The organism is Enterococcus sp. 7E2_DIV0204 (genome assembly GCF_002140855.1).
Lineage (GTDB): Bacteria > Bacillota > Bacilli > Lactobacillales > Enterococcaceae > Enterococcus_L > Enterococcus_L lemimoniae.
The window spans coordinates 1,741,672-1,760,050 of sequence record NZ_NGKY01000001.1; the positions used below are offsets into that span (position 1 = coordinate 1,741,672).

At 36.8% G+C, this 18,379-nt stretch carries 20 protein-coding genes; 14 read left to right on the top strand and 6 right to left on the bottom strand.

All coding sequences use genetic code 11. The features are described 5' to 3' along the window. Window positions 1–6: 6 nt before the first annotated feature. From rpmJ to truA, 11 genes are all read left to right on the top strand, one after another. Window positions 7–123, top strand: a complete 117-nt coding sequence (gene rpmJ / locus A5819_RS08160; protein WP_010742772.1) for a 50S ribosomal protein L36 — start codon at window positions 7–9, stop codon at window positions 121–123. Between the two features lie 18 nt (window positions 124–141). Next, window positions 142–507, top strand: coding sequence for a 30S ribosomal protein S13 (gene rpsM / locus A5819_RS08165; RefSeq protein WP_010766211.1), 366 nt, complete (start codon window positions 142–144; stop codon window positions 505–507). Window positions 508–534: 27 nt separating this feature from the next. Then, window positions 535–924, top strand: a complete 390-nt coding sequence (rpsK, locus tag A5819_RS08170; RefSeq protein ID WP_010761668.1) for a 30S ribosomal protein S11 — start codon at window positions 535–537, stop codon at window positions 922–924. An 80-nt stretch (window positions 925–1,004) separates the two neighbouring features. Then, complete coding sequence (locus tag A5819_RS08175; RefSeq protein WP_010761667.1) at window positions 1,005–1,943, top strand: DNA-directed RNA polymerase subunit alpha; 939 nt, start codon at window positions 1,005–1,007, stop codon at window positions 1,941–1,943. A 27-nt stretch (window positions 1,944–1,970) separates the two neighbouring features. Continuing rightward, window positions 1,971–2,354: a 50S ribosomal protein L17 gene (gene rplQ / locus A5819_RS08180; RefSeq protein WP_010761666.1), complete on the top strand. Its 384-nt coding sequence runs from the start codon at window positions 1,971–1,973 to the stop codon at window positions 2,352–2,354. A 359-nt stretch (window positions 2,355–2,713) separates the two neighbouring features. Continuing rightward, a complete protein-coding gene (locus A5819_RS19760; RefSeq protein WP_254907246.1) occupies window positions 2,714–2,848 on the top strand; it encodes a hypothetical protein in 135 nt (44 codons plus the stop codon). After that, window positions 2,845–4,014, top strand: coding sequence for a M20 family metallopeptidase (locus tag A5819_RS08185; protein ID WP_176271386.1), 1,170 nt, complete (start codon window positions 2,845–2,847; stop codon window positions 4,012–4,014). The genes A5819_RS19760 and A5819_RS08185 overlap by 4 nt, the downstream gene beginning before the upstream one ends. A gap of 240 nt (window positions 4,015–4,254) precedes the next feature. Continuing rightward, entirely contained in the window at window positions 4,255–5,094 is an 840-nt protein-coding gene (locus A5819_RS08190) for an energy-coupling factor ABC transporter ATP-binding protein (protein ID WP_086278237.1), read from the top strand. After that, window positions 5,070–5,939, top strand: a complete 870-nt coding sequence (locus A5819_RS08195) for an energy-coupling factor ABC transporter ATP-binding protein (protein WP_176271387.1) — start codon at window positions 5,070–5,072, stop codon at window positions 5,937–5,939. Before A5819_RS08190 ends, A5819_RS08195 begins: the two co-directional genes overlap by 25 nt. Then, window positions 5,936–6,733, top strand: coding sequence for an energy-coupling factor transporter transmembrane protein EcfT (locus A5819_RS08200; RefSeq protein WP_086278240.1), 798 nt, complete (start codon window positions 5,936–5,938; stop codon window positions 6,731–6,733). The genes A5819_RS08195 and A5819_RS08200 overlap by 4 nt, the downstream gene beginning before the upstream one ends. A gap of 19 nt (window positions 6,734–6,752) precedes the next feature. Continuing rightward, on the top strand, window positions 6,753–7,502 hold the full coding sequence (gene truA / locus A5819_RS08205) for a tRNA pseudouridine(38-40) synthase TruA (protein WP_086278241.1): 750 nt from the start codon (window positions 6,753–6,755) through the stop codon (window positions 7,500–7,502). Window positions 7,503–7,737: 235 nt separating this feature from the next. Here truA and A5819_RS08210 read toward each other — a convergent pair whose 3' ends face one another. The 6 genes from A5819_RS08210 to A5819_RS08235 form a co-directional block, all read right to left on the bottom strand. Beyond that, window positions 7,738–9,138, bottom strand: a complete 1,401-nt coding sequence (locus A5819_RS08210) for a glutamate decarboxylase (protein WP_086278243.1) — start codon at window positions 9,136–9,138, stop codon at window positions 7,738–7,740. Between the two features lie 104 nt (window positions 9,139–9,242). Further along, complete coding sequence (locus A5819_RS08215; protein ID WP_086278245.1) at window positions 9,243–10,751, bottom strand: helix-turn-helix domain-containing protein; 1,509 nt, start codon at window positions 10,749–10,751, stop codon at window positions 9,243–9,245. A 257-nt stretch (window positions 10,752–11,008) separates the two neighbouring features. Next, window positions 11,009–12,361 carry a branched-chain amino acid transport system II carrier protein gene (gene brnQ / locus A5819_RS08220; protein WP_086278247.1) on the bottom strand — a complete coding sequence of 451 codons (1,353 nt, stop codon included), beginning with the start codon at window positions 12,359–12,361 and terminating at the stop codon, window positions 11,009–11,011. Window positions 12,362–12,476: 115 nt separating this feature from the next. Continuing rightward, window positions 12,477–12,965, bottom strand: coding sequence for a GNAT family N-acetyltransferase (locus A5819_RS08225; RefSeq protein ID WP_086278248.1), 489 nt, complete (start codon window positions 12,963–12,965; stop codon window positions 12,477–12,479). Then, complete coding sequence (locus tag A5819_RS08230) at window positions 12,962–13,306, bottom strand: MazG nucleotide pyrophosphohydrolase domain-containing protein (RefSeq protein WP_086278250.1); 345 nt, start codon at window positions 13,304–13,306, stop codon at window positions 12,962–12,964. The genes A5819_RS08225 and A5819_RS08230 overlap by 4 nt, the downstream gene beginning before the upstream one ends. Window positions 13,307–13,424: 118 nt before the next feature. Next, window positions 13,425–15,785, bottom strand: a complete 2,361-nt coding sequence (locus A5819_RS08235; protein ID WP_086278252.1) for an ATP-binding cassette domain-containing protein — start codon at window positions 15,783–15,785, stop codon at window positions 13,425–13,427. A gap of 133 nt (window positions 15,786–15,918) precedes the next feature. Between A5819_RS08235 and A5819_RS08240 the strand changes: the two genes are divergently transcribed. The 3 genes from A5819_RS08240 to A5819_RS08250 all read left to right on the top strand — a co-directional run bounded on the left by A5819_RS08240 (window position 15,919) and on the right by A5819_RS08250 (window position 18,367). Continuing rightward, window positions 15,919–16,599 carry a response regulator transcription factor gene (locus A5819_RS08240; RefSeq protein WP_086278254.1) on the top strand — a complete coding sequence of 227 codons (681 nt, stop codon included), beginning with the start codon at window positions 15,919–15,921 and terminating at the stop codon, window positions 16,597–16,599. Next, window positions 16,586–17,650, top strand: a complete 1,065-nt coding sequence (locus tag A5819_RS08245) for a HAMP domain-containing sensor histidine kinase (RefSeq protein ID WP_086278256.1) — start codon at window positions 16,586–16,588, stop codon at window positions 17,648–17,650. Before A5819_RS08240 ends, A5819_RS08245 begins: the two co-directional genes overlap by 14 nt. A 78-nt stretch (window positions 17,651–17,728) precedes the next feature. Beyond that, complete coding sequence (locus A5819_RS08250; RefSeq protein WP_086278259.1) at window positions 17,729–18,367, top strand: histidine phosphatase family protein; 639 nt, start codon at window positions 17,729–17,731, stop codon at window positions 18,365–18,367. The last annotated feature ends 12 nt before the right edge of the window (window positions 18,368–18,379 follow it).

Below are 18,379 nucleotides of genomic sequence, written 5' to 3' on the forward strand. Positions count from 1 at the left end.
ATTATCATGAAAGTAAGACCATCAGTAAAACCAATGTGTGAGCATTGTAAAGTAATTCGCCGTAATGGACGTGTTATGGTCATTTGCCCAGCAAATCCAAAACATAAACAACGTCAAGGATAATAGGAGGTGTAACGTAGAATGGCTCGTATTGCAGGAGTAGACATCCCTCGTGATAAACGTGTAGTAATTTCCCTTACTTATATTTTTGGTATTGGTAACACTACAGCTAAAAAAGTTTTAGCAAACGTTGGCGTATCTGAAGATATTCGTGTTCGTGACTTAACAAACGAACAAACAGATGCTATCCGTGCGGAAATCGATAAGTTAAAAATTGAAGGTGATCTTCGTCGTGAAGTGAACTTGAACATCAAACGTTTGATGGAAATCGGTTCATACCGTGGTATCCGTCACCGTCGTGGATTACCAACTCGTGGACAAAACACGAAAAATAATGCACGTACTCGTAAAGGCCCAGCTCGTACTGTAGCAGGCAAGAAAAAATAATTCCTAAGTGAAGGAGGTTAGATCTTCATGGCAGCAAAAAAAGTTAGTCGTAAACGCCGTGTGAAAAAGAATATAGAAACTGGGATTGCACATATCCATTCTACATTCAATAATACAATTGTAATGATCACTGACAGTCATGGTAATGCTTTAGCATGGTCATCTGCAGGTTCATTAGGTTTCAAAGGAAGCAAAAAATCAACACCGTTTGCAGCTCAAATGGCCGCAGAAGCTGCAACTAAAGCAGCACAAGAACATGGACTTAAAACTGTTGATGTAACAGTTAAAGGACCTGGTTCTGGACGTGAAGCAGCGATTCGTTCATTGCAAGCAACAGGTTTAGAAGTGACTGCAATTCGTGACGTGACTCCAGTTCCTCATAATGGATGCCGCCCTCCAAAACGCCGTCGTGTTTAATGAGTGCCACTCATTCTGAGTTTGAATTAAGAACGTCATTGAACAAGACACTTTTCGTTTTGAAAGGGGTATAGATAAGAATGATTGAATTTGAAAAACCAAGAATCGAAAAAATTGATGAGAATAGAGATTATGGCAAGTTCGTCGTTGAACCACTGGAAAGAGGTTACGGGACTACTTTAGGCAATTCTCTACGTCGTATTTTATTATCTTCTCTACCAGGAGCTGCTATTACCAATATTCAAATCGATGGTGTGTTGCATGAATTCTCTACCATTAAAGGTGTAAGAGAAGACGTAACTCAAATTATTTTGAATATCAAAGGCTTAGCATTAAAGCTTTATGCAGAAGAAGAAAAAACCCTTGAGATCGATATTACAGGACCTGCTACAGTAACTGCTGGCGATATCATCGTCGACAGCGATGTTGAGATCTTGAATAAAGATTTAATTATCTGTAGTGTCTCTGAAGGAGCTACTTTCCATGCTCGCTTAACAGTGAAACCTGGTCGTGGCTATGTTCAAGCAGACGAAAACAAAAAGGAAGATATGCCAATTGGTGTTCTCCCTGTTGATTCCATCTATACACCAGTTCGCCGTGTGAACTACCAAGTAGAGAACACTCGTGTTGGTCGTCGTGATGATTTTGACAAATTAACAATGGAAATATGGACTGATGGTTCAATCATTCCTCAAGAAGCCCTTAGCTTAGCAGCTAAGATTATGACGGAGCATTTAGACATCTTTGTTAACCTTACTGATGAAGCGAAAAACGCTGAAATCATGGTTGAAAAAGAAGAAACACAAAAAGAAAAAATGCTAGAAATGACCATCGAAGAACTAGACTTGTCTGTTCGTTCATATAACTGTTTAAAACGTGCAGGTATTAACACTGTACAAGAACTTACAAATAAATCTGAACCAGAAATGATCAAAGTACGTAATTTAGGTCGTAAATCTCTTGAAGAGGTTAAACTAAAACTACATGATTTAGGTTTAGGCTTACGTAAAGACGATTAATACTTTTTACGAAGGAGGAAAACCAACGTGGGTTATCGTAAATTAGGACGCACATCAAGCCAACGTAAGGCAATGTTGCGTGACTTAACTACTGATTTAATTATCAATGAACGTATCGTTACAACTGAAGCTCGTGCGAAAGAAATTCGTTCGACTACAGAAAAAATGATTACTTTAGGCAAACGTGGAGATCTTCATGCTCGTCGTCAAGCAGCTACTTTTGTACGTAATGAAGTTGCTAGCGTTCGTGAAGAAGACGAAAAAATCGTTGTTGAATCAGCTTTACAAAAGTTATTCAATGACCTTGCACCTCGTTATGCTGAACGCCAAGGTGGTTACACTCGTATCTTGAAGACAGAACCAAGACGCGGAGATGCAGCACCAATGGTAATTATCGAATTTGTTAAATAATCAAACTATACCGTCACTTTATAGATGATTCTTTTAGAGTGTTATGATGTTGGAGGCGACTCCTAGTCTAGCTCAACGCTTTCCCTGTCAAACTTGGTTTGACAGGGGAGCACTCATCATATTTTAAAGTGTATTTTTTTGTCTTACAACATATTTTGTTGTAAGTTTTTTTGTATTTAAAAAGATTTAATAGCGATTTTTTTTATTCTTTACATAAATTTGAGCAAAAATAGGTAAAGAAGGAACCTTTTAGCGACTACTCTTTTTTGTTATCTTATTGCATCTTAGTGTAATCTTTAGTATACTTTTATTAGTCGGAATTTTCTGACAAATAAAAAGGTGTATAAAGGGGTAGTATTATGGCACAAATGACTGCCTTTACGTTTTTGATGGCTATTTTACATATTGGAGATGTAGTATCTAGTAAGACCAACGCATGGATCTCATCTGTCTTTGTTTGTGCGGTATTATTTGTTAATGAGGGAGTAAAATGAAAGAATTAAAAACGTTGGTTCAAAAGTATAAAGCTGAAATAATTGATTTTAGAAGAGATTTACATCAACATCCCGAATTACAATTTGAAGAATTCAGAACAACAGAGAAAGTTGCTGAAGTCTTAGATCAGTTGGGAATTCCGTATCGAAAAACAGAACCGACAGGAATCATCGCTGAGCTGGTTGGGGCAAATCCAGGTAAGACAGTTGCATTACGTGCGGATATGGATGCCTTACCTGTGCAAGAATTGATAGAGAATATTCCTTATAAATCATTGGAAGACGGGAAAATGCATGCCTGTGGACACGATGCGCATACAGCGATGTTGTTGACGGCAGCTAAAGCGTTGAAAGAAGTACAAGCACAACTTAAAGGAACGGTTCGTTTTATTTTTCAACCATCAGAAGAAAATGCACAAGGAGCCAAAGCAATGGTTGCTCAAGGTGCTGTCGATGGAGTAGATGATGTTTTTGGTATTCATATTTGGTCGCAAATGCTTTCTGGCACAGCCTCTTGCGTAGTTGGATCATCATTTGCATCTGCAGATATTTTTTCGATTGATTTTAAAGGGCGTGGCGGTCATGGTGCAATGCCTGATGCTTGTGTGGATGCAGCTGTGATGGCTTCATCATTTGTCATGAATGTTCAAAGTGTGGTTTCTAGAGAAACGAATCCATTAGATCCAGTGGTAGTGACAGTTGGTAAAATGGATGTGGGAACTCGTTTTAATGTTATTGCTGAAAATGCGCGATTAGAAGGGACTGTCCGCTGCTTTAGCCTTGAGACACGTGATCGTGTAGAAAAAGCGCTAAAACGTTATGCAGAGCAAACTGCGCTGATGTATGGCGGTACAGCAACGCTAGAGTATAATTATGGAACGGTTCCGGTGATCAATGATGAAGAAGATGCTTTGTTTGCTCAAGAGATCATTAAAGAAAACTTTGGAGAGGTAGCACTTATTCAGGAACCGCCAACAACTGGTGGAGAAGATTTTAGCTATTTTACGGAGCATACATCTGGTTGCTTTGCTTTAGTAGGATGTGGAAATCCGGAAAAAGATACACAATGGGCGCACCATCATGGCCGTTTCAATGTGGATGAAGATGCAATGGAAATTGGTGCAGAATTATATGCGCAATATGCGTTTGAGTATTTGAATAAATAAAAATATCGAATTATAAAAGGATGCAGGGAAACTAGTGAGTAGTTTTCTTGCATCCTTTTATCTTCATTTGAGAGATAATGGAATTATATCAAAAAAACTTCCTGTCTTGACAGATAAGAATTCACATATTAGGTTATATTTTGTTATAATAGAGATTAGTGTAAAGATAAGAAGAGATGATTGAAAAAACACTGATTTTTTGTTAGTGTTAGGAAGACTAAATAATTGAGGGAGTACGCGATGCAACCGATAATTGAATTAAAAAATATCGATTTTAACTATCAACCTGAAGATGCTTCTCCCGCTTTGAAAGATGTATCTTTTTCCATCCAACAAGGTGAGTGGATTGCAATTATTGGACACAATGGTTCAGGTAAATCGACGTTAGCAAAAACAATCAATGGATTATTATTACCAGCGTCTGGCACGATTGCCGTCGGCGGTAAAGAATTAAATGAAACCAATGTTTGGGATATCCGTAAAATGGTCGGGATGGTCTTTCAAAATCCCGATAACCAGTTTGTGGGTTCGACTGTGGAAGATGATGTTGCATTTGGCTTAGAAAATCAAGGCATTCCTCGTGAAGAAATGCTTGTAAGAGTCAAAGACGCTTTAGAGAAAGTACGCATGGATTCATTTGCCACACGTGAACCAGCTCGCCTATCAGGGGGGCAAAAACAACGTGTCGCAATTGCTGGTGTCGTTGCTTTACGCCCCGATATAATCATTCTAGATGAAGCGACTAGTATGCTTGATCCAGAAGGACGGGAAGAAGTGATTACGACAATCAAAAAAATCAAAGAAGAAAGTAATCTGACTGTCATCTCGATTACTCATGATATTGATGAAGCGGCTAATGCTAATCGAATCTTAGTAATGAAACAAGGAGAGCTAGTTGCTGAAGGCACACCTGAGAAGATTTTCTCAGCAGGGACTGAATTGATTCAAATGGGTTTAGACCTACCCTTTCCTGAGCGATTAAAGATTGCTTTAAAACAACGAGGAATTGATGTGCCAACGGAATATTTGACTGAAGAAAGGATGGTGGATTGGTTATGGACATCCGTTTTGAACAAGTAGATTTTACGTACCAACCGGATACGCCATTCGAGCAACGGGCATTATTCGATTTAAATTTGACGATAGAAAATGGTTCATACACTGCGATTGTAGGGCATACTGGTAGTGGAAAATCAACGTTGTTACAACACTTGAATGCTTTGGTGAAACCAACAAAAGGAACTGTTACGATTGGGGATCGGACAATTGTTCCAGAAACAAATAATAAAAATTTGAAACCCATTCGTAAAAAAGTTGGGATCGTTTTTCAATTTCCCGAAGCTCAATTATTTGAAGAGACAGTTGCGAAAGATATTGCTTTTGGACCCAAAAATTTTGGTGTATCAGAAGCAGATGCAATTAGATTAGCGGCAGAAATGCTTGATTTAGTTGGTCTGGATGCTAGTTACTTAGAACGTTCTCCTTTTGAGTTATCAGGCGGTCAAATGCGACGAGTTGCTATTGCTGGTGTTTTAGCGATGGAACCGGAAGTTCTAGTACTAGATGAACCTACAGCAGGTCTTGATCCGCAGGGGCGTAAAGAAATGATGGCAATGTTTCAGCGTCTACATGAAGAGCGTGGGATGACGATTATTTTGGTGACTCATTTAATGGACGATGTCGCTAATTATGCAGATCATGTGATTGTATTAGAAAAAGGCAAGATGGTTAAGTCGGGCACGCCACAAGACGTTTTTCAAGATATCGATTGGCTGAAAGAAAAGCAGTTAGGTGTCCCTACAGCGGCATCATTTGCTGAAAAATTGATGGCTAAAGGTGTTTCTTTTGAGCAACTACCTTTGACAGCAGACGCATTGGCCGATGTTTTGATAAAGGAATTGCAAAAGGCAGGTGAGGATCAATGATGAATAAGTTGATTTTTGGACGCTATATTCCAGGTGAATCGTTTATCCACACTATGGATCCTCGTGCAAAGTTACTTGCTAGTTTCTATTTTATTGGAATCATATTTTTAGCGAATAATTGGCAAACATATAGTGTTTTAGCAATTTTTACGTTATTTGCGATTTTTCTATCAAAGGTGAATATTCGTTTCTTTATTCGTGGAATCAAACCGTTGATTTGGCTAATTTTATTTACGGTTGCTTTGCAGATGCTGTTTACTCAAGGTGGAACTGTTTACTTTAGCTGGGGGATATTCTCGATCACTGAGTTTGGCGTGATCAATGGACTCTTTATTTTCTGTCGTTTTGTGTTGATTATTTTCATGTCAACGTTACTGACACTAACAACACCACCGCTTGATTTGTCGGATGCTATTGAGTATTTATTACGCCCATTAAAAGTCGTTCGTTTTCCTGTTCATGAAGTATCGCTTATGCTATCGATCGCATTACGTTTTGTCCCAACTTTGATGGATGAAACAGAGAAAATAATGAATGCGCAGCGGGCTCGTGGCGTTGACTTTGGTGAAGGCAATTTAGTACAGAAAATGAAGGCTGTAGTTCCTTTACTGATTCCATTATTTGTCAGTAGTTTTAACCGAGCAGAAGATTTAGCAACTGCGATGGAAGCCAGAGGGTATCAAGGTGGCGATGGTCGGACGAAGTATCGGGTCTTGCATTGGCATGTCACAGATACTGTAGTAATGTTAGCATTTGTAGTTTTGACTGTACTATTGATCTTTTTAAGAAGTTAGAAGTAAAGGTGGAAAAGAAATGCCGCGTTATAAAGCAATAATTGCTTACGATGGAACAAATTTTAATGGGTTTCAGACTCAACCAAATGGACGAACAGTGCAAGCTGAGTTTGAAAAAACATTGAGAATGATGAATAATGGCAAAATGATCACGATTTTTGGTTCAGGTCGGACAGATGCTGGTGTTCACGCTGCGGGACAAGTTATTCATTTTGATTACCCCCACACAAGAGAGTTGGAGAAAATGCGGTATGCTTTGGATACACAAACACCTGAAGATATTGCTGTAAAAAGTGTCGAAATTGTCTCGGATGATTTTCATGCGCGCTATCATGTCGTTGAGAAAACCTATCAATTTCGAGTAGATATTGGTAAGCCGAGAAATCCCTTTAAACGATTTTATGCTAGTTATTTTCCTTACCAAGTCGATACGGACAAAATCCAACGAGCGTTGACGGATTTGATTGGAACGCATGATTTTACTTCATTTTGTGCATCGGGCACTGAGGTCGAAGACAAAGTCCGAACGATTCATGAAGCAAGTCTAGAAATGAATGAAGCGAAAGATGAGTTGATTTTTACCTTTCGTGGAGACGGCTTCTTATATAAAATGATTCGAATTTTAGTAGGAACCTTACTTAAAATGGGAAATGGTAGAATGGATGAAACATTGATTCCTGAAATCATAGCAGCAAAAGATCGGAATTTAGCTGGACCTACAGCACATCCAGAAGGACTTTATTTGGTGGAAGTGAAATACGAGCAGTAAGAGAAAAAGAGGTTGGGACAGAAGTGTTTAACCTCGAGAAATAAGAGGGAATTCACGAAAATTGCTCTTCAAATTTTTGTGAATTTCAGCTTATTTCCGAAGGAGTTGCTTCTGCTCCCACCGTTTATTCGCATTTAGGGTGTGAAACAAAAGTGCTTTTTACTTTTGTCCCACACCCTTTTTTGCGTATATTATAATTAGAGGCCAGATAACTATTCATTTTTTGAAACCTAAATCAATGAGTGAATCCATACGTTTTCAGTTCATTTTGTTTGTGAAATAGAAGATGTGCCTGGTTCAATTCATTTAATGCATTGTGTAGATCCTTAATAAAATCATGAGCTAAGTTTGTTCCAAAATCTTCTCGAACAACGATACGATGAACAAGAGTATTAGCCAGATTTTTTGGTAAAGGATACGTTGGAACTTGCCAACCTTTCATTCTTAGTCGATCGGATAGATCATAGAGCGTCCACTGGATGTCTTTATCTGTTGATAATGAATAACAAATGACCGGTAGTTCACTGCCGTCATTAATGACATCAAAGCAATCGATTGTTGCTAGCTGTTCGCTTAAAAAGGTAGAGACAGCACGTGTTTTTTGATGGATGGATTGGTAGCCTTCAAAGCCATAGCGTAAAAAGTTATAGTATTGGCCGATGATGTGGGCAGCACTATGGGAAAAATTGATAGCCATTGTGGGTAAACTTCCTCCTAGGTAGCTCACTTCAAAAATTAATTCTTTAGGAAGATACTTTTTACCACGCCAGATTACCCAACCGACACCTGGATAAACCAATCCATACTTGTGACCAGACGTATTGATTGAGACGACATTGTTTAAACGAAAATCCCAAATAAGTTCTGGATCGACAAAAGGAGCAAAAAGTCCACCCGATGCAGCATCTACATGAATAAAGACCTTATAATCCGTTGTTTGATTATATTGTTCAACTAAGTGATCAAGTTGTTTAATATCATCATATTTTCCTGTATAGGTGATACCAAGAATTCCGACGATCCCAATGGTATATTCATCTACATAGTCCATAACTGTCTCGAGATTTAGGGTCATTTCATTTTGTTCTATTGCTACTTCACGCAATTCCACATCCCAATAGACACCAAATTTTTCCCAGCAAACTTGATAGCCAGCAGAAATAACTAAGTTTGGCTTTTTCTTGGTACTATCTAAGCCTAACTTTTGAACGCGATTTCGCCAAGCAAATTTTAGTGCCATCCCTGCTAACATGCAGGCTTCAGATGAACCAATCGTTGAAGTCCCTAGAAATTCTTCAGTCTCGTTTGCATGCCATAAATCTGCGATCATATTGACACAACGTTTTTCTAATTCAGTTACTTGGGGATATTCTGATTTATCAATAGCATTTTTTTCTAGAGTCTGGCTCATCAAATCAATTGCTTCTGGTTCCATAAAGGTTTGACAGAACGTGGCTAAATTTTGCCGTGCATTTCCTTCATCCAATAATTCATCCGCTACTAATTGATGTGCAACTCGAGGTTCGATTGATTGTTGAGCCAAACGATATTTTGGTAGTATGCTACCTTCCTCTTTAGTGCCAAAAATCGGTTCTAGATAATCTGTTTCTTCTGATTTCTTTTTTTCATGGAGCATTCTCTTCACCTCAAAAAAAGTAGTTAGAAAAATTCTTCTAACTACAGTATATAACGTTGGGAGAAATAAATCTTATCTTAACTCAGGACGTCTTTACTCACCAATTATTCTGGTAGGATATTCTTTTTTTCAAATAGCTGCTGCAAAGTTCGATATAAATCAGCCAATTCTTCTTCACCGTAAGATAAATCCCAAAAATAAAGTGGCAGCTCTGGGTATTTTTTTCTTGGTAATAAAGAAGAACTGATTACTAAATCGTACTCTTCATTGAGTGTTTCTTGATAAGGAGCAGAATCCACAAAACCTAAATCGTTTAAAAATTGGTAGATTCTTCTGATCAAAAGGAAATTATGTTCAAAAGCAACACCAACGGTTAAATGATCCGAATGTTTCGGCTTATCATAGGCTGGCAGTAAGATACTTTTGAATGCATGGACTAATGGCGCTTTAATCGTATAAATAAACTTATATTCTTTTTCTTGCGATTTCTCATCAAAGAAAGCTTGAATTTTAGCTTCAAGATGCTCACTAGCTTTTTTCTTTTTTCGAGGTAATTCCACTAATTTTTGCAGATTAGGGAAGGGTTGGCGCAAGACAAAAAAGGTAAAGGTAATATTTAGCAAATTGCCTATAATAATGGGTTTATTAAGAACTTCAGGTTCTTTTTTGAAGATGTTAATTGTTGCATAATCTAAAAACTCTTGAACTAACTCATATACAGGGTTAGGTTTACCTGAAAAGTCCTGTAGTGTTTGAAACAATGAAGGATCATCATCCAGCGTATAAAAAGGTGCATAATGTGCTAAGAAAAAGATAAAGCTACTTTCACCTTTACTGTGTTTAGAAGGTAGTGCCTGAACTGGTCCAAGTTCTTTATTTAAGCGTTCAAAATCGTAATAAGGATTATCTTTCATTAAGAAATCATAGCGGTCATCGTAGCTAACAAAAATCTTTTTACGCATACGACAAAGAAAGATAGCTGCAAAATAGGTTAATTCTTTTGCACCTAAGTAAGTTCTAGATAATGGAAAGTATTCGGAGAAGGCTTCAGTGAGTCTTTCAGCTTCTTCTTTTGCAACACTTTTAAAGGGCCAGATCGTTCCTCGTGTTCCTAACCATAATGTATCAAAAAGAGCAACTCTGACAGCACGTTCATCGCCAGTTAAATTGGCTTCAGTATATGTAAATCGCAGATTAAATTGTTTTACGTGCTTTTTCAAAGGTAACATTTTTCTAGAAACGGTTGAGCGGCTAACGTAATAACGTTCACAAAAGTCATCTATGTTGGGTGAATCATGGTTTAACAAATAAAGAATAAATTGAAACGGAACCGATTTTTTCAATAGAAAATAACGGTACTCATCAATTGTTACTAATAGTTTAGTACTGTCTATTTTTCCTGCTTTTTTTAAAATTGCTGGATGGTTGGACAGGACTTTAGTTAAATCATTACTAATTTCATTTATAATAATAAATGTCTGCTGATAGTTTAAAGAGAGTTCATCAGATAATTGAGTAATGGAGATATCTGATTGATTGAGTTGTGTAATTCTTTTGAAAAGCTTAAATTTCGTAAGCATTCCCGAATCCATCATCAATTCTTCATATAGCATACTAATCACTTCCTTGCCCCTATTCTACTGTACTTTAGGGGGGCTTGTCAGCTAAGACGATGTTCAACCAACAGTTAGAGACACATCCTTAACAAAAAGGCAATCTTTAATCCAGTGTGAACAAAAGACAAAATAAGATGAACATTATTTCTCTTTTTGATTAGAAAAATTACCAGTAAGATAGATAAGATTATGAACGATTCAAATCAAAAAAAGCTGAGCTAAACCCTTAGGCTCACCTCAGCTACTATTTAATTTTAACTAAGTGTTTCAACTTTTTTGACCTTGGTCCAGATCAAGCCAATCAGAAAGCCAAGTGCAGCTGGAACGACCCAACCCATACCAATCGTAAATAGAGGGAGGTAATTCTCTGCAGCTTTTAAAATAGAAGTGACGACAGTATTTGATTTAATAAAATCAGGTGCACTATTCAAGGCATCGAGTAGCGCTGCAAAAAGAGTAACATAAGTTGTCATACGATAAACCTCTTTGCGATGGTGAAATAGTGGACTGATGATAACCAGAATGATTAAAGTCATTGCTAAAGGATAAAGAAACATTAAAACGGGAACTGAAAATTGAATAATATTCGTCAACCCAACATTTGCAAACAAACAAGGTAAAATACTAGCTACTGCAATATAAAAAGCATAAGAACCTCTTGGAAATAGCTCACTGAATGTTTCAGAACAAGCGGTGATCAAACCAATCGCTGTTTTTAAACAGGCTAAAATTACGATAAAAGCCAATAAAATACTACCTAGAGTCCCTAAATAATGATTTGCGATCTGCGCTAAAGCAATCCCACCATTCTCACTAAGAGGAAATGTCCCTAAACTCATTGTACCCATATACGATAACAAGGTATAGATGATTCCCATCAAGACAATACTGATTGCACCAGACTTGATCGTATCTTTTGCAATATCGTTCGGTTTTTCTACACCCATTCCCCGAATCGTCGAAACAATAATGATGCCAAAGGCTAAAGAAGCCAACGCATCTAAGGTATTATAGCCTTCGGTAAACCCTTTGAAAAAGGGATTTGCTACGTATGTGTCAGTGATAGCCGCAAAAGAGATTGAACCAAGCGGTGTAATAAATGCAAATAAAATCAAAATAGCTAATAAAAATAGAAATAATGGATTTAAAAATTTTCCTACATACCCTAATAATTTAGAAGGCTTACGCGAAAAAGCCCAAGCAACCAAAAAGAATAACGCTGAAAAAATAGCTAAAATCAATTTATGTTGTTCGCTTGGAACAAAAGGAGCTAAACCAATCTCAAAAGAAGTCGTCGCAAGGCGCGGTAATGCAAAAAATGGCCCAATCGTCAGGTACAATAATACAGTAAATCCAACAGCGTAGCGTCGATTCACACGAGTAGCTAAATCAAACACACCATTACTTTTGGAAATCCCAATGGCGATCACTCCTAAAAAGGGTAAACCGATTCCGGTAATCAAAAAACCAAGATTTGCTAAAAAAATGTTAGCGCCGGCTTCTTGTCCCATATGAACAGGAAAAATCAGATTCCCTGCTCCGAAAAATAAACCAAATAGCATGGAACCTACATAAAGGTAATCACGCCATGTTAATTTCTTTGTCACATTTCAACACTCCTTAATAATTATCTTTAATAAAAATAACAGAATAAGAAGACCACAGCAAGCGGAGTTTCAGAAAATACTTAAAGTTTTCTGAAACTATTAAAACTAGCTGAGATTAATCAACAAAATAGGCAAACTGATAGTCATCACAAAATAGTCCGTTGATTAGAAATTCATCTTTAAATAAAGCTTCTTGGATAAACCCATTTCTGCGATAAAACTGAATGGCTTTAATATTAGGTCCCATGACACGTAAAGAGATTTTATGAATTCCTGCTTTAACTGCAGCTTCTTTGACATAATCCAACAATTGTCTGCCAACGCCTAATGACTGACTGTTTGGATGAACACCGATGCCAAACATCCATTGTTTTTTATGTGCAGCTAGAGGTGTAGGATGGTGAATATCAATGAAACCGTGGACCTGATCTGCATCTACCGCAACAAAAATGATCCGTCCATTGATTTTTTCTTTGTATGCATCCACAGATTCGTAATGATGAAGGACAGGGGAGTTTTGATTGGTCCAAATAGTATTTTCTATTTCAAGTAATCCTGGTAAATCATGCTCTTCCATTACTCTAATCGTTAGTTGTTTTTTCATTGTATTTCTTCTTTCGAGTTCGTTAAAATGTTAAATCGCTCTTCTAGCTTTGATTTATGAGAGGTTAGAATATCTTCAAAACGAATATCGTATTTGTCTGCTAAAATGAAGACATTATCCAAAACATCTCCCAGTTCTTCCGTTAGGTCTTGAACCAGATGCTCAGGATCTTTTTCTTTTTCATCTGGACGATCACGTCCAATTTCTAATGCTCGAACGGCACGAGCAACTTCTCCTGTTTCTTCTGCTAAAAAGCCTACACGAATAAATGAGCTAAGTGTATACCAACCTCTTTTTTTATAAAAATCGCTGATCCATTGTTGATAATGTTGAAGTTCCACACAAATCCCTCCAGTCTATTTTACTATGGTAGCATATCAGACAATAAAAGCAAAAACTAGATAAAAATCACACTATCTCAACTCAAAAGCTCAAGTTAAAATAATGTGACCGTTCAGTTTATTCAGATCTTAGTGCTTCTACTGGATCTTTTTTAGCAGCCATTTTAGCTGGGATCGAACCGCCAATCAAGGTTAAAATAATGCTGATAGCAACTAAAAGTAGTGCATGGATCGGATTTAATTGTGCAACATTGGCCAAACCAGTCATATTTTCAATAATTTGATTTACTGGGAAGGTGAGGGCATATGCAATGGTAATTCCCAATAAGCCAGAACAAGTACCAATGATCAACGTTTCTGCATTGAACACTCGTGTGATATCTTTCTTTCTAGCACCTAAAGCTCTTAAAACACCGATTTCTTTTGTTCGTTCTAAAACGGAAATATAAGTGATGATTCCCACCATGATCAACGAAACAACTAATGAAATAGAAGCAAAAGCAACTAGAACAAGGGTGATACCATCCATGATACCGCCTGTCATTTCAGTAACAGTACTAGCTAAATCAGTGTAAACGACTTTGTTTTTATTGTCTTTTTTATCATTGTAAGCATCTAAGTAATCAACGATTTTGTCTTTTGTTTCAAAATCTTTTGGATAGATATAAACCATCATTGGAGCAGAATCGCCACCTAGATAAGCTAATAAGCTTTGTTTTGAATCAGCATCTAATTTTTCCATCGTCATTACGTTCATATCGGACTCTTTTTGAGCTTTCACGATCTCAGAATTTTCTTCCTTAGCAATGATATCTTCTACTAAAGTATCACTATAAGCAATTCCTTGACCAAGCATAGCAACCTGAACATCCTCTTTTTGACGAACAACAGCTGAAATAGTCAAACTCATTTCGGCATTGTCATACATCTCGGCATAATTATTTTTAGGAATGAAATTGCCCATATTCGTCTTTTCAAAGTATTGATTATTGCCAATCAATTTTAATTCTGTTCCTACTATGTCATTAAAATTGATCGTCTCTACGTTATCAATCGAGAACCCTAGATTTTTCATTGTATTTTCATCAATACGGTTTTTACTATCTACCACTAAAACCATATCTGTATTAGATTTAGGATAACTTCCAGCTAAAACGTCATAGTTTTTTTCGAGGTAGGTTTCTTTCTCATCTTTGAAAGCTGCTGGATAAGAAGATAGACCAACACCGTTCATACTAGTCATACCTGCACCTGAGCTGACATTTTGATTCCCGCCGGAGCGGGTCATGCCAACTGAAACAGAAACTGGTGTGACCTCGTTGCCTACTTTACGAAGCATATTCATTCCAACGACTCGAGTATAGCCAATACTGCGAACCCAGTCAGAATCAATAGCATTTAAATAATCCAAGTACTTTTGATTCAAATCATTTTTATGTGTCACACTATTTTCTTCTGGATTATATAAGAAGACTTTATCAGATTTGACAAATTCTTTTTTATGCAGTGGACCATCGGCTCTAAGCTCATTTAAAGATTCTTCATCCATATTGACTGCTTGCTGAGAAACAATGATTGGAAATTCGGCTAATGCATCACTTTGAAAGGAATCAATCTGCTTTTGAAACCCATTGGAGAGACTTAAAATCAAAGCAATTCCAATGATCCCAATACTGGCAGCGAATGCAGTCAAACCTGTCCGCCATTTTTTAGTCGCGATATTTTTTCCAGATAGTTTTAAGGCAGTGAAGAAACTCATGCTCGTTTTTTTCAAATCATAATGACTACTTTCTTCAGCTTCCAAATAAGGATTAGAATCATGGATAACATGACCATCTCTAAAGTTGACGATCCGATCTGCATATTGTTCAGCAAGTTCTGGATTGTGTGTTACCATAATGACTAATTTATCATCAGCAATTTCTTTGATTAAATCCATAATCTGTTCACTAGTAGTTGTATCTAAGGCACCAGTTGGCTCATCAGCCAAAATAATATCTGGATCATTAGCTAACGCTCGTGCGATTGCGACACGCTGCATTTGACCACCGGATAGTTGGTTTGGTTTTTTATGAAGGTGTTCTGTTAGTCCAACCCGTTCAAGTACCTCAACAGCGCGTTGTTTTTTCTCATCAGCTGAGACACCACTTAGGGTCATCCCCATTTCTACATTATCTAAAATGCTTAAATGAGTGATTAGATTATAGCTTTGAAAAACAAAACCTACGCTGTTATTTCGATAAGCATCCCAATCGGCATCTTTAAAATTAGTCGTGGATTTGCCATTAATGATTAAATCACCACTGTCATATTGATCAAGACCACCAATAATATTAAGTAAAGTCGTTTTACCAGAACCACTTTGTCCTAGAATCGCGACAAATTCATTTTCACGAAAATTAATATTGACACCATTTAAAGCAATTTGAGTAAATTCCCCAGTTGTATAACTTTTTTTAACATTTTTTACTTGTAGCATTGCTTGACTCCCCCTTCTTTACTTTACTAGTTTAACAAATGAATATGTACTCAGTATGAACAAAGAAAAAGAATCCAAACTTCTGTTTTTTTATGCTATAGTTAGTAACAAAAGAAATGAAGGAAGTAAAAAAATGATTACGATCTTAGTTGTAGAAGATGATAAAAATATACGGAAATTGCTTGTAACGATTTTAGAGCAAAGTGGGTATCAAACCTTGCAAGCCCAAAACGGTATGGAGGCTTTGTCCATAATTGAGCAAGAAACTGTTGATTTATTCGTTTTAGATGTAATGTTACCGCAAATTGATGGCTACCAAATTGCAGAAAAAATTAGAGCAATCAATGCACAATTGCCGATCATCATGGTCACGGCTAAAAGTTTACCATTAGACAAGAGGAAGGGCTTTATAGCTGGAACAGATGACTATTTAGTTAAGCCAATCGATGAAGAAGAGTTTTTACTTCGGATCAAGGCTCTATTAAGAAGAACTCAAAATGAATTGGAAGCAAAAATTCGTGTTGGTAAAACGGTTATTGATAGTGATAATCTGTCGATCCAATCAGAAAATACTTATTTAGAATTACCCAAAAAAGAGTTCCAACTACTATATAAATTGTTATCTTATCCCAATAAAATTTTTACTCGTCAACAATTACTAGATGATATTTGGGGGATTGATAATATGGCGGATGAGCGGACAATTGATGTTCATATCAAGCGCCTGCGAGAAAAAACGATTCACAATAAAGACTTTGATTTGATTACGATTCGGGGTTTAGGCTATAAGGCGGTGAAACATGAGGAGAAGTAGATCACTTAAACTTCAATTTGTCTGGACGATTTTTTTGATTTTAGTTTCTACGAGTATGATTTCAGGAGTCATTCTTTTAGGGTTGATGAAAATAGGCGTGATTAATTCATTGTCTGGGTATCCTTTTTTGCGCTTAGCAATCACTCTACTTTCTTGTGTGATCATTGGAACAACGATTTCGTTGGTAGTTAGTAAACGAATTTTAAAACCAATTAATGATCTAGTTGAGGGGACAAAAGAAATTGCAAAAGGAAATTTTGAGATTCATATTGAAAACGATACATTAAAGGATGAACTTGGTGCCTTGATCGATAATTTTAATTTGATGGCTGCTGAGCTTAAAAATGTTGATTTAGTTCATAATGACTTTATTACCAACTTCTCTCATGAATTTAAAACACCAATCGTTTCGATCAGAGGTTTTGCTAAGCAGTTGAATAATCCCAACTTATCAGAAAAAGACAAGCAAGAAAGTATTGCTATTATACTGGAAGAAACAGAAAGACTCAGTAATTTATCAATGAATATTTTACTATTGTCAAAAATTGAAAATCAGAAAAAAATCACACTGAAAAAATCTTCTTATTACTTAGATGAACAATTGCGGATGTGTATTTTATTGCTACAAAATTTATGGGAAGAAAAAAATATCGAACTGTCGCTCGATCTGGCACATTTACGTGTTACAGCAGATGAAGAGCTATTAATGCAGCTTTGGCTGAATCTGATAAAAAATGCCATTCGCTATTCTCACATAGGTGGAACAATTACGATTAGTTGTTCTGTTTTCGGAAATGCTGTGAAAGTAAACATACAAGATAACGGTATTGGAATGACGGATTATGCCCAGAAACATATTTTTGATAAGTTTTATCAAGGAGATCCCTCTCACCATGCAGTAGGAAATGGCTTAGGACTGACAATTGCAGCACGTATTGTTCAATTACATGGAGGAAAAATGCAAGTGAAATCAAAACAGGGAAAAGGTGCTACCTTTATTTCGATTTTACCTGCAATCTATACAGAAGAGACACCAACCATTACATCGTAAGAGACAGAGCAAAGTTTACTTATTTGTAGTATCATAATGAAGTATCAGGAAGCCTTAAGAAAATGGAGGGAGAAATCCATGACCACATTTTATTTTGTTAGACATGGAAAAACAGAACTTAATCTAAGCTTGAGATTTCAAGGAGGCGCTATCGATTCGCCATTATTACCGATTGGTGTTGAACAAGCAATTCAAGCGGGACGCTATCTTTGTGATCTATCATTTGATGCAGCTTACGTCAGCACGCAAAAAAGAGCGATGGATACAGCAAATTATATTTTGAAAGAAAATAATTTTTTGGATGACTTAACAGTTCACTATCAGGATAGCTTGCGAGAAATCAGATTTGGCAAACGTGAAGGAGCCGAAATCGATCATACGGATGAACAAACGAACTATCTAAGACAACGACCAGATTTATATGATCCTAAGGCCTTCGGTGGTGAAACGATTGACGCTTTAGTTCAGCGTTCAACGGAGACAATTGAAAAAATCAGCAAAGAATACCCTGATGGCAAAGTGTTGATCGTAGCTCACGGGGTCCTACTGATCACATTGATTAATTCCTTAACTGGTAAAGAAAAATCGCGTTGGCGTGAGGGTGGGCCATTAGCGAATACGAGTATTTCGATTTTAGAAAAAGAACAAAATACAGAATATTATACAATCAAATCGTTTAATGATATTTCTTATCAAACACAAAATGAAGAAGCATAACGAGATGTTTAT

Coding starts and splice junctions, on each gene's coding strand:
- A5819_RS08250 (WP_086278259.1), top strand. CDS start 17,729: ATGACCACATTTTATTTTGTTAGACATGGAAAAACAGAACTTAATCTA.
- A5819_RS08235 (WP_086278252.1), bottom strand. CDS start 15,785: ATGCTACAAGTAAAAAATGTTAAAAAAAGTTATACAACTGGGGAATTT.
- A5819_RS19760 (WP_254907246.1), top strand. CDS start 2,714: ATGGCACAAATGACTGCCTTTACGTTTTTGATGGCTATTTTACATATT.
- rpsK (WP_010761668.1), top strand. CDS start 535: ATGGCAGCAAAAAAAGTTAGTCGTAAACGCCGTGTGAAAAAGAATATA.
- A5819_RS08210 (WP_086278243.1), bottom strand. CDS start 9,138: ATGCTCCATGAAAAAAAGAAATCAGAAGAAACAGATTATCTAGAACCG.
- A5819_RS08190 (WP_086278237.1), top strand. CDS start 4,255: ATGCAACCGATAATTGAATTAAAAAATATCGATTTTAACTATCAACCT.
- A5819_RS08245 (WP_086278256.1), top strand. CDS start 16,586: ATGAGGAGAAGTAGATCACTTAAACTTCAATTTGTCTGGACGATTTTT.
- A5819_RS08240 (WP_086278254.1), top strand. CDS start 15,919: ATGATTACGATCTTAGTTGTAGAAGATGATAAAAATATACGGAAATTG.
- A5819_RS08195 (WP_176271387.1), top strand. CDS start 5,070: ATGGACATCCGTTTTGAACAAGTAGATTTTACGTACCAACCGGATACG.
- A5819_RS08185 (WP_176271386.1), top strand. CDS start 2,845: ATGAAAGAATTAAAAACGTTGGTTCAAAAGTATAAAGCTGAAATAATT.
- A5819_RS08175 (WP_010761667.1), top strand. CDS start 1,005: ATGATTGAATTTGAAAAACCAAGAATCGAAAAAATTGATGAGAATAGA.
- A5819_RS08200 (WP_086278240.1), top strand. CDS start 5,936: ATGATGAATAAGTTGATTTTTGGACGCTATATTCCAGGTGAATCGTTT.
- A5819_RS08225 (WP_086278248.1), bottom strand. CDS start 12,965: ATGAAAAAACAACTAACGATTAGAGTAATGGAAGAGCATGATTTACCA.
- A5819_RS08215 (WP_086278245.1), bottom strand. CDS start 10,751: ATGCTATATGAAGAATTGATGATGGATTCGGGAATGCTTACGAAATTT.
- rpmJ (WP_010742772.1), top strand. CDS start 7: ATGAAAGTAAGACCATCAGTAAAACCAATGTGTGAGCATTGTAAAGTA.
- rpsM (WP_010766211.1), top strand. CDS start 142: ATGGCTCGTATTGCAGGAGTAGACATCCCTCGTGATAAACGTGTAGTA.
- truA (WP_086278241.1), top strand. CDS start 6,753: ATGCCGCGTTATAAAGCAATAATTGCTTACGATGGAACAAATTTTAAT.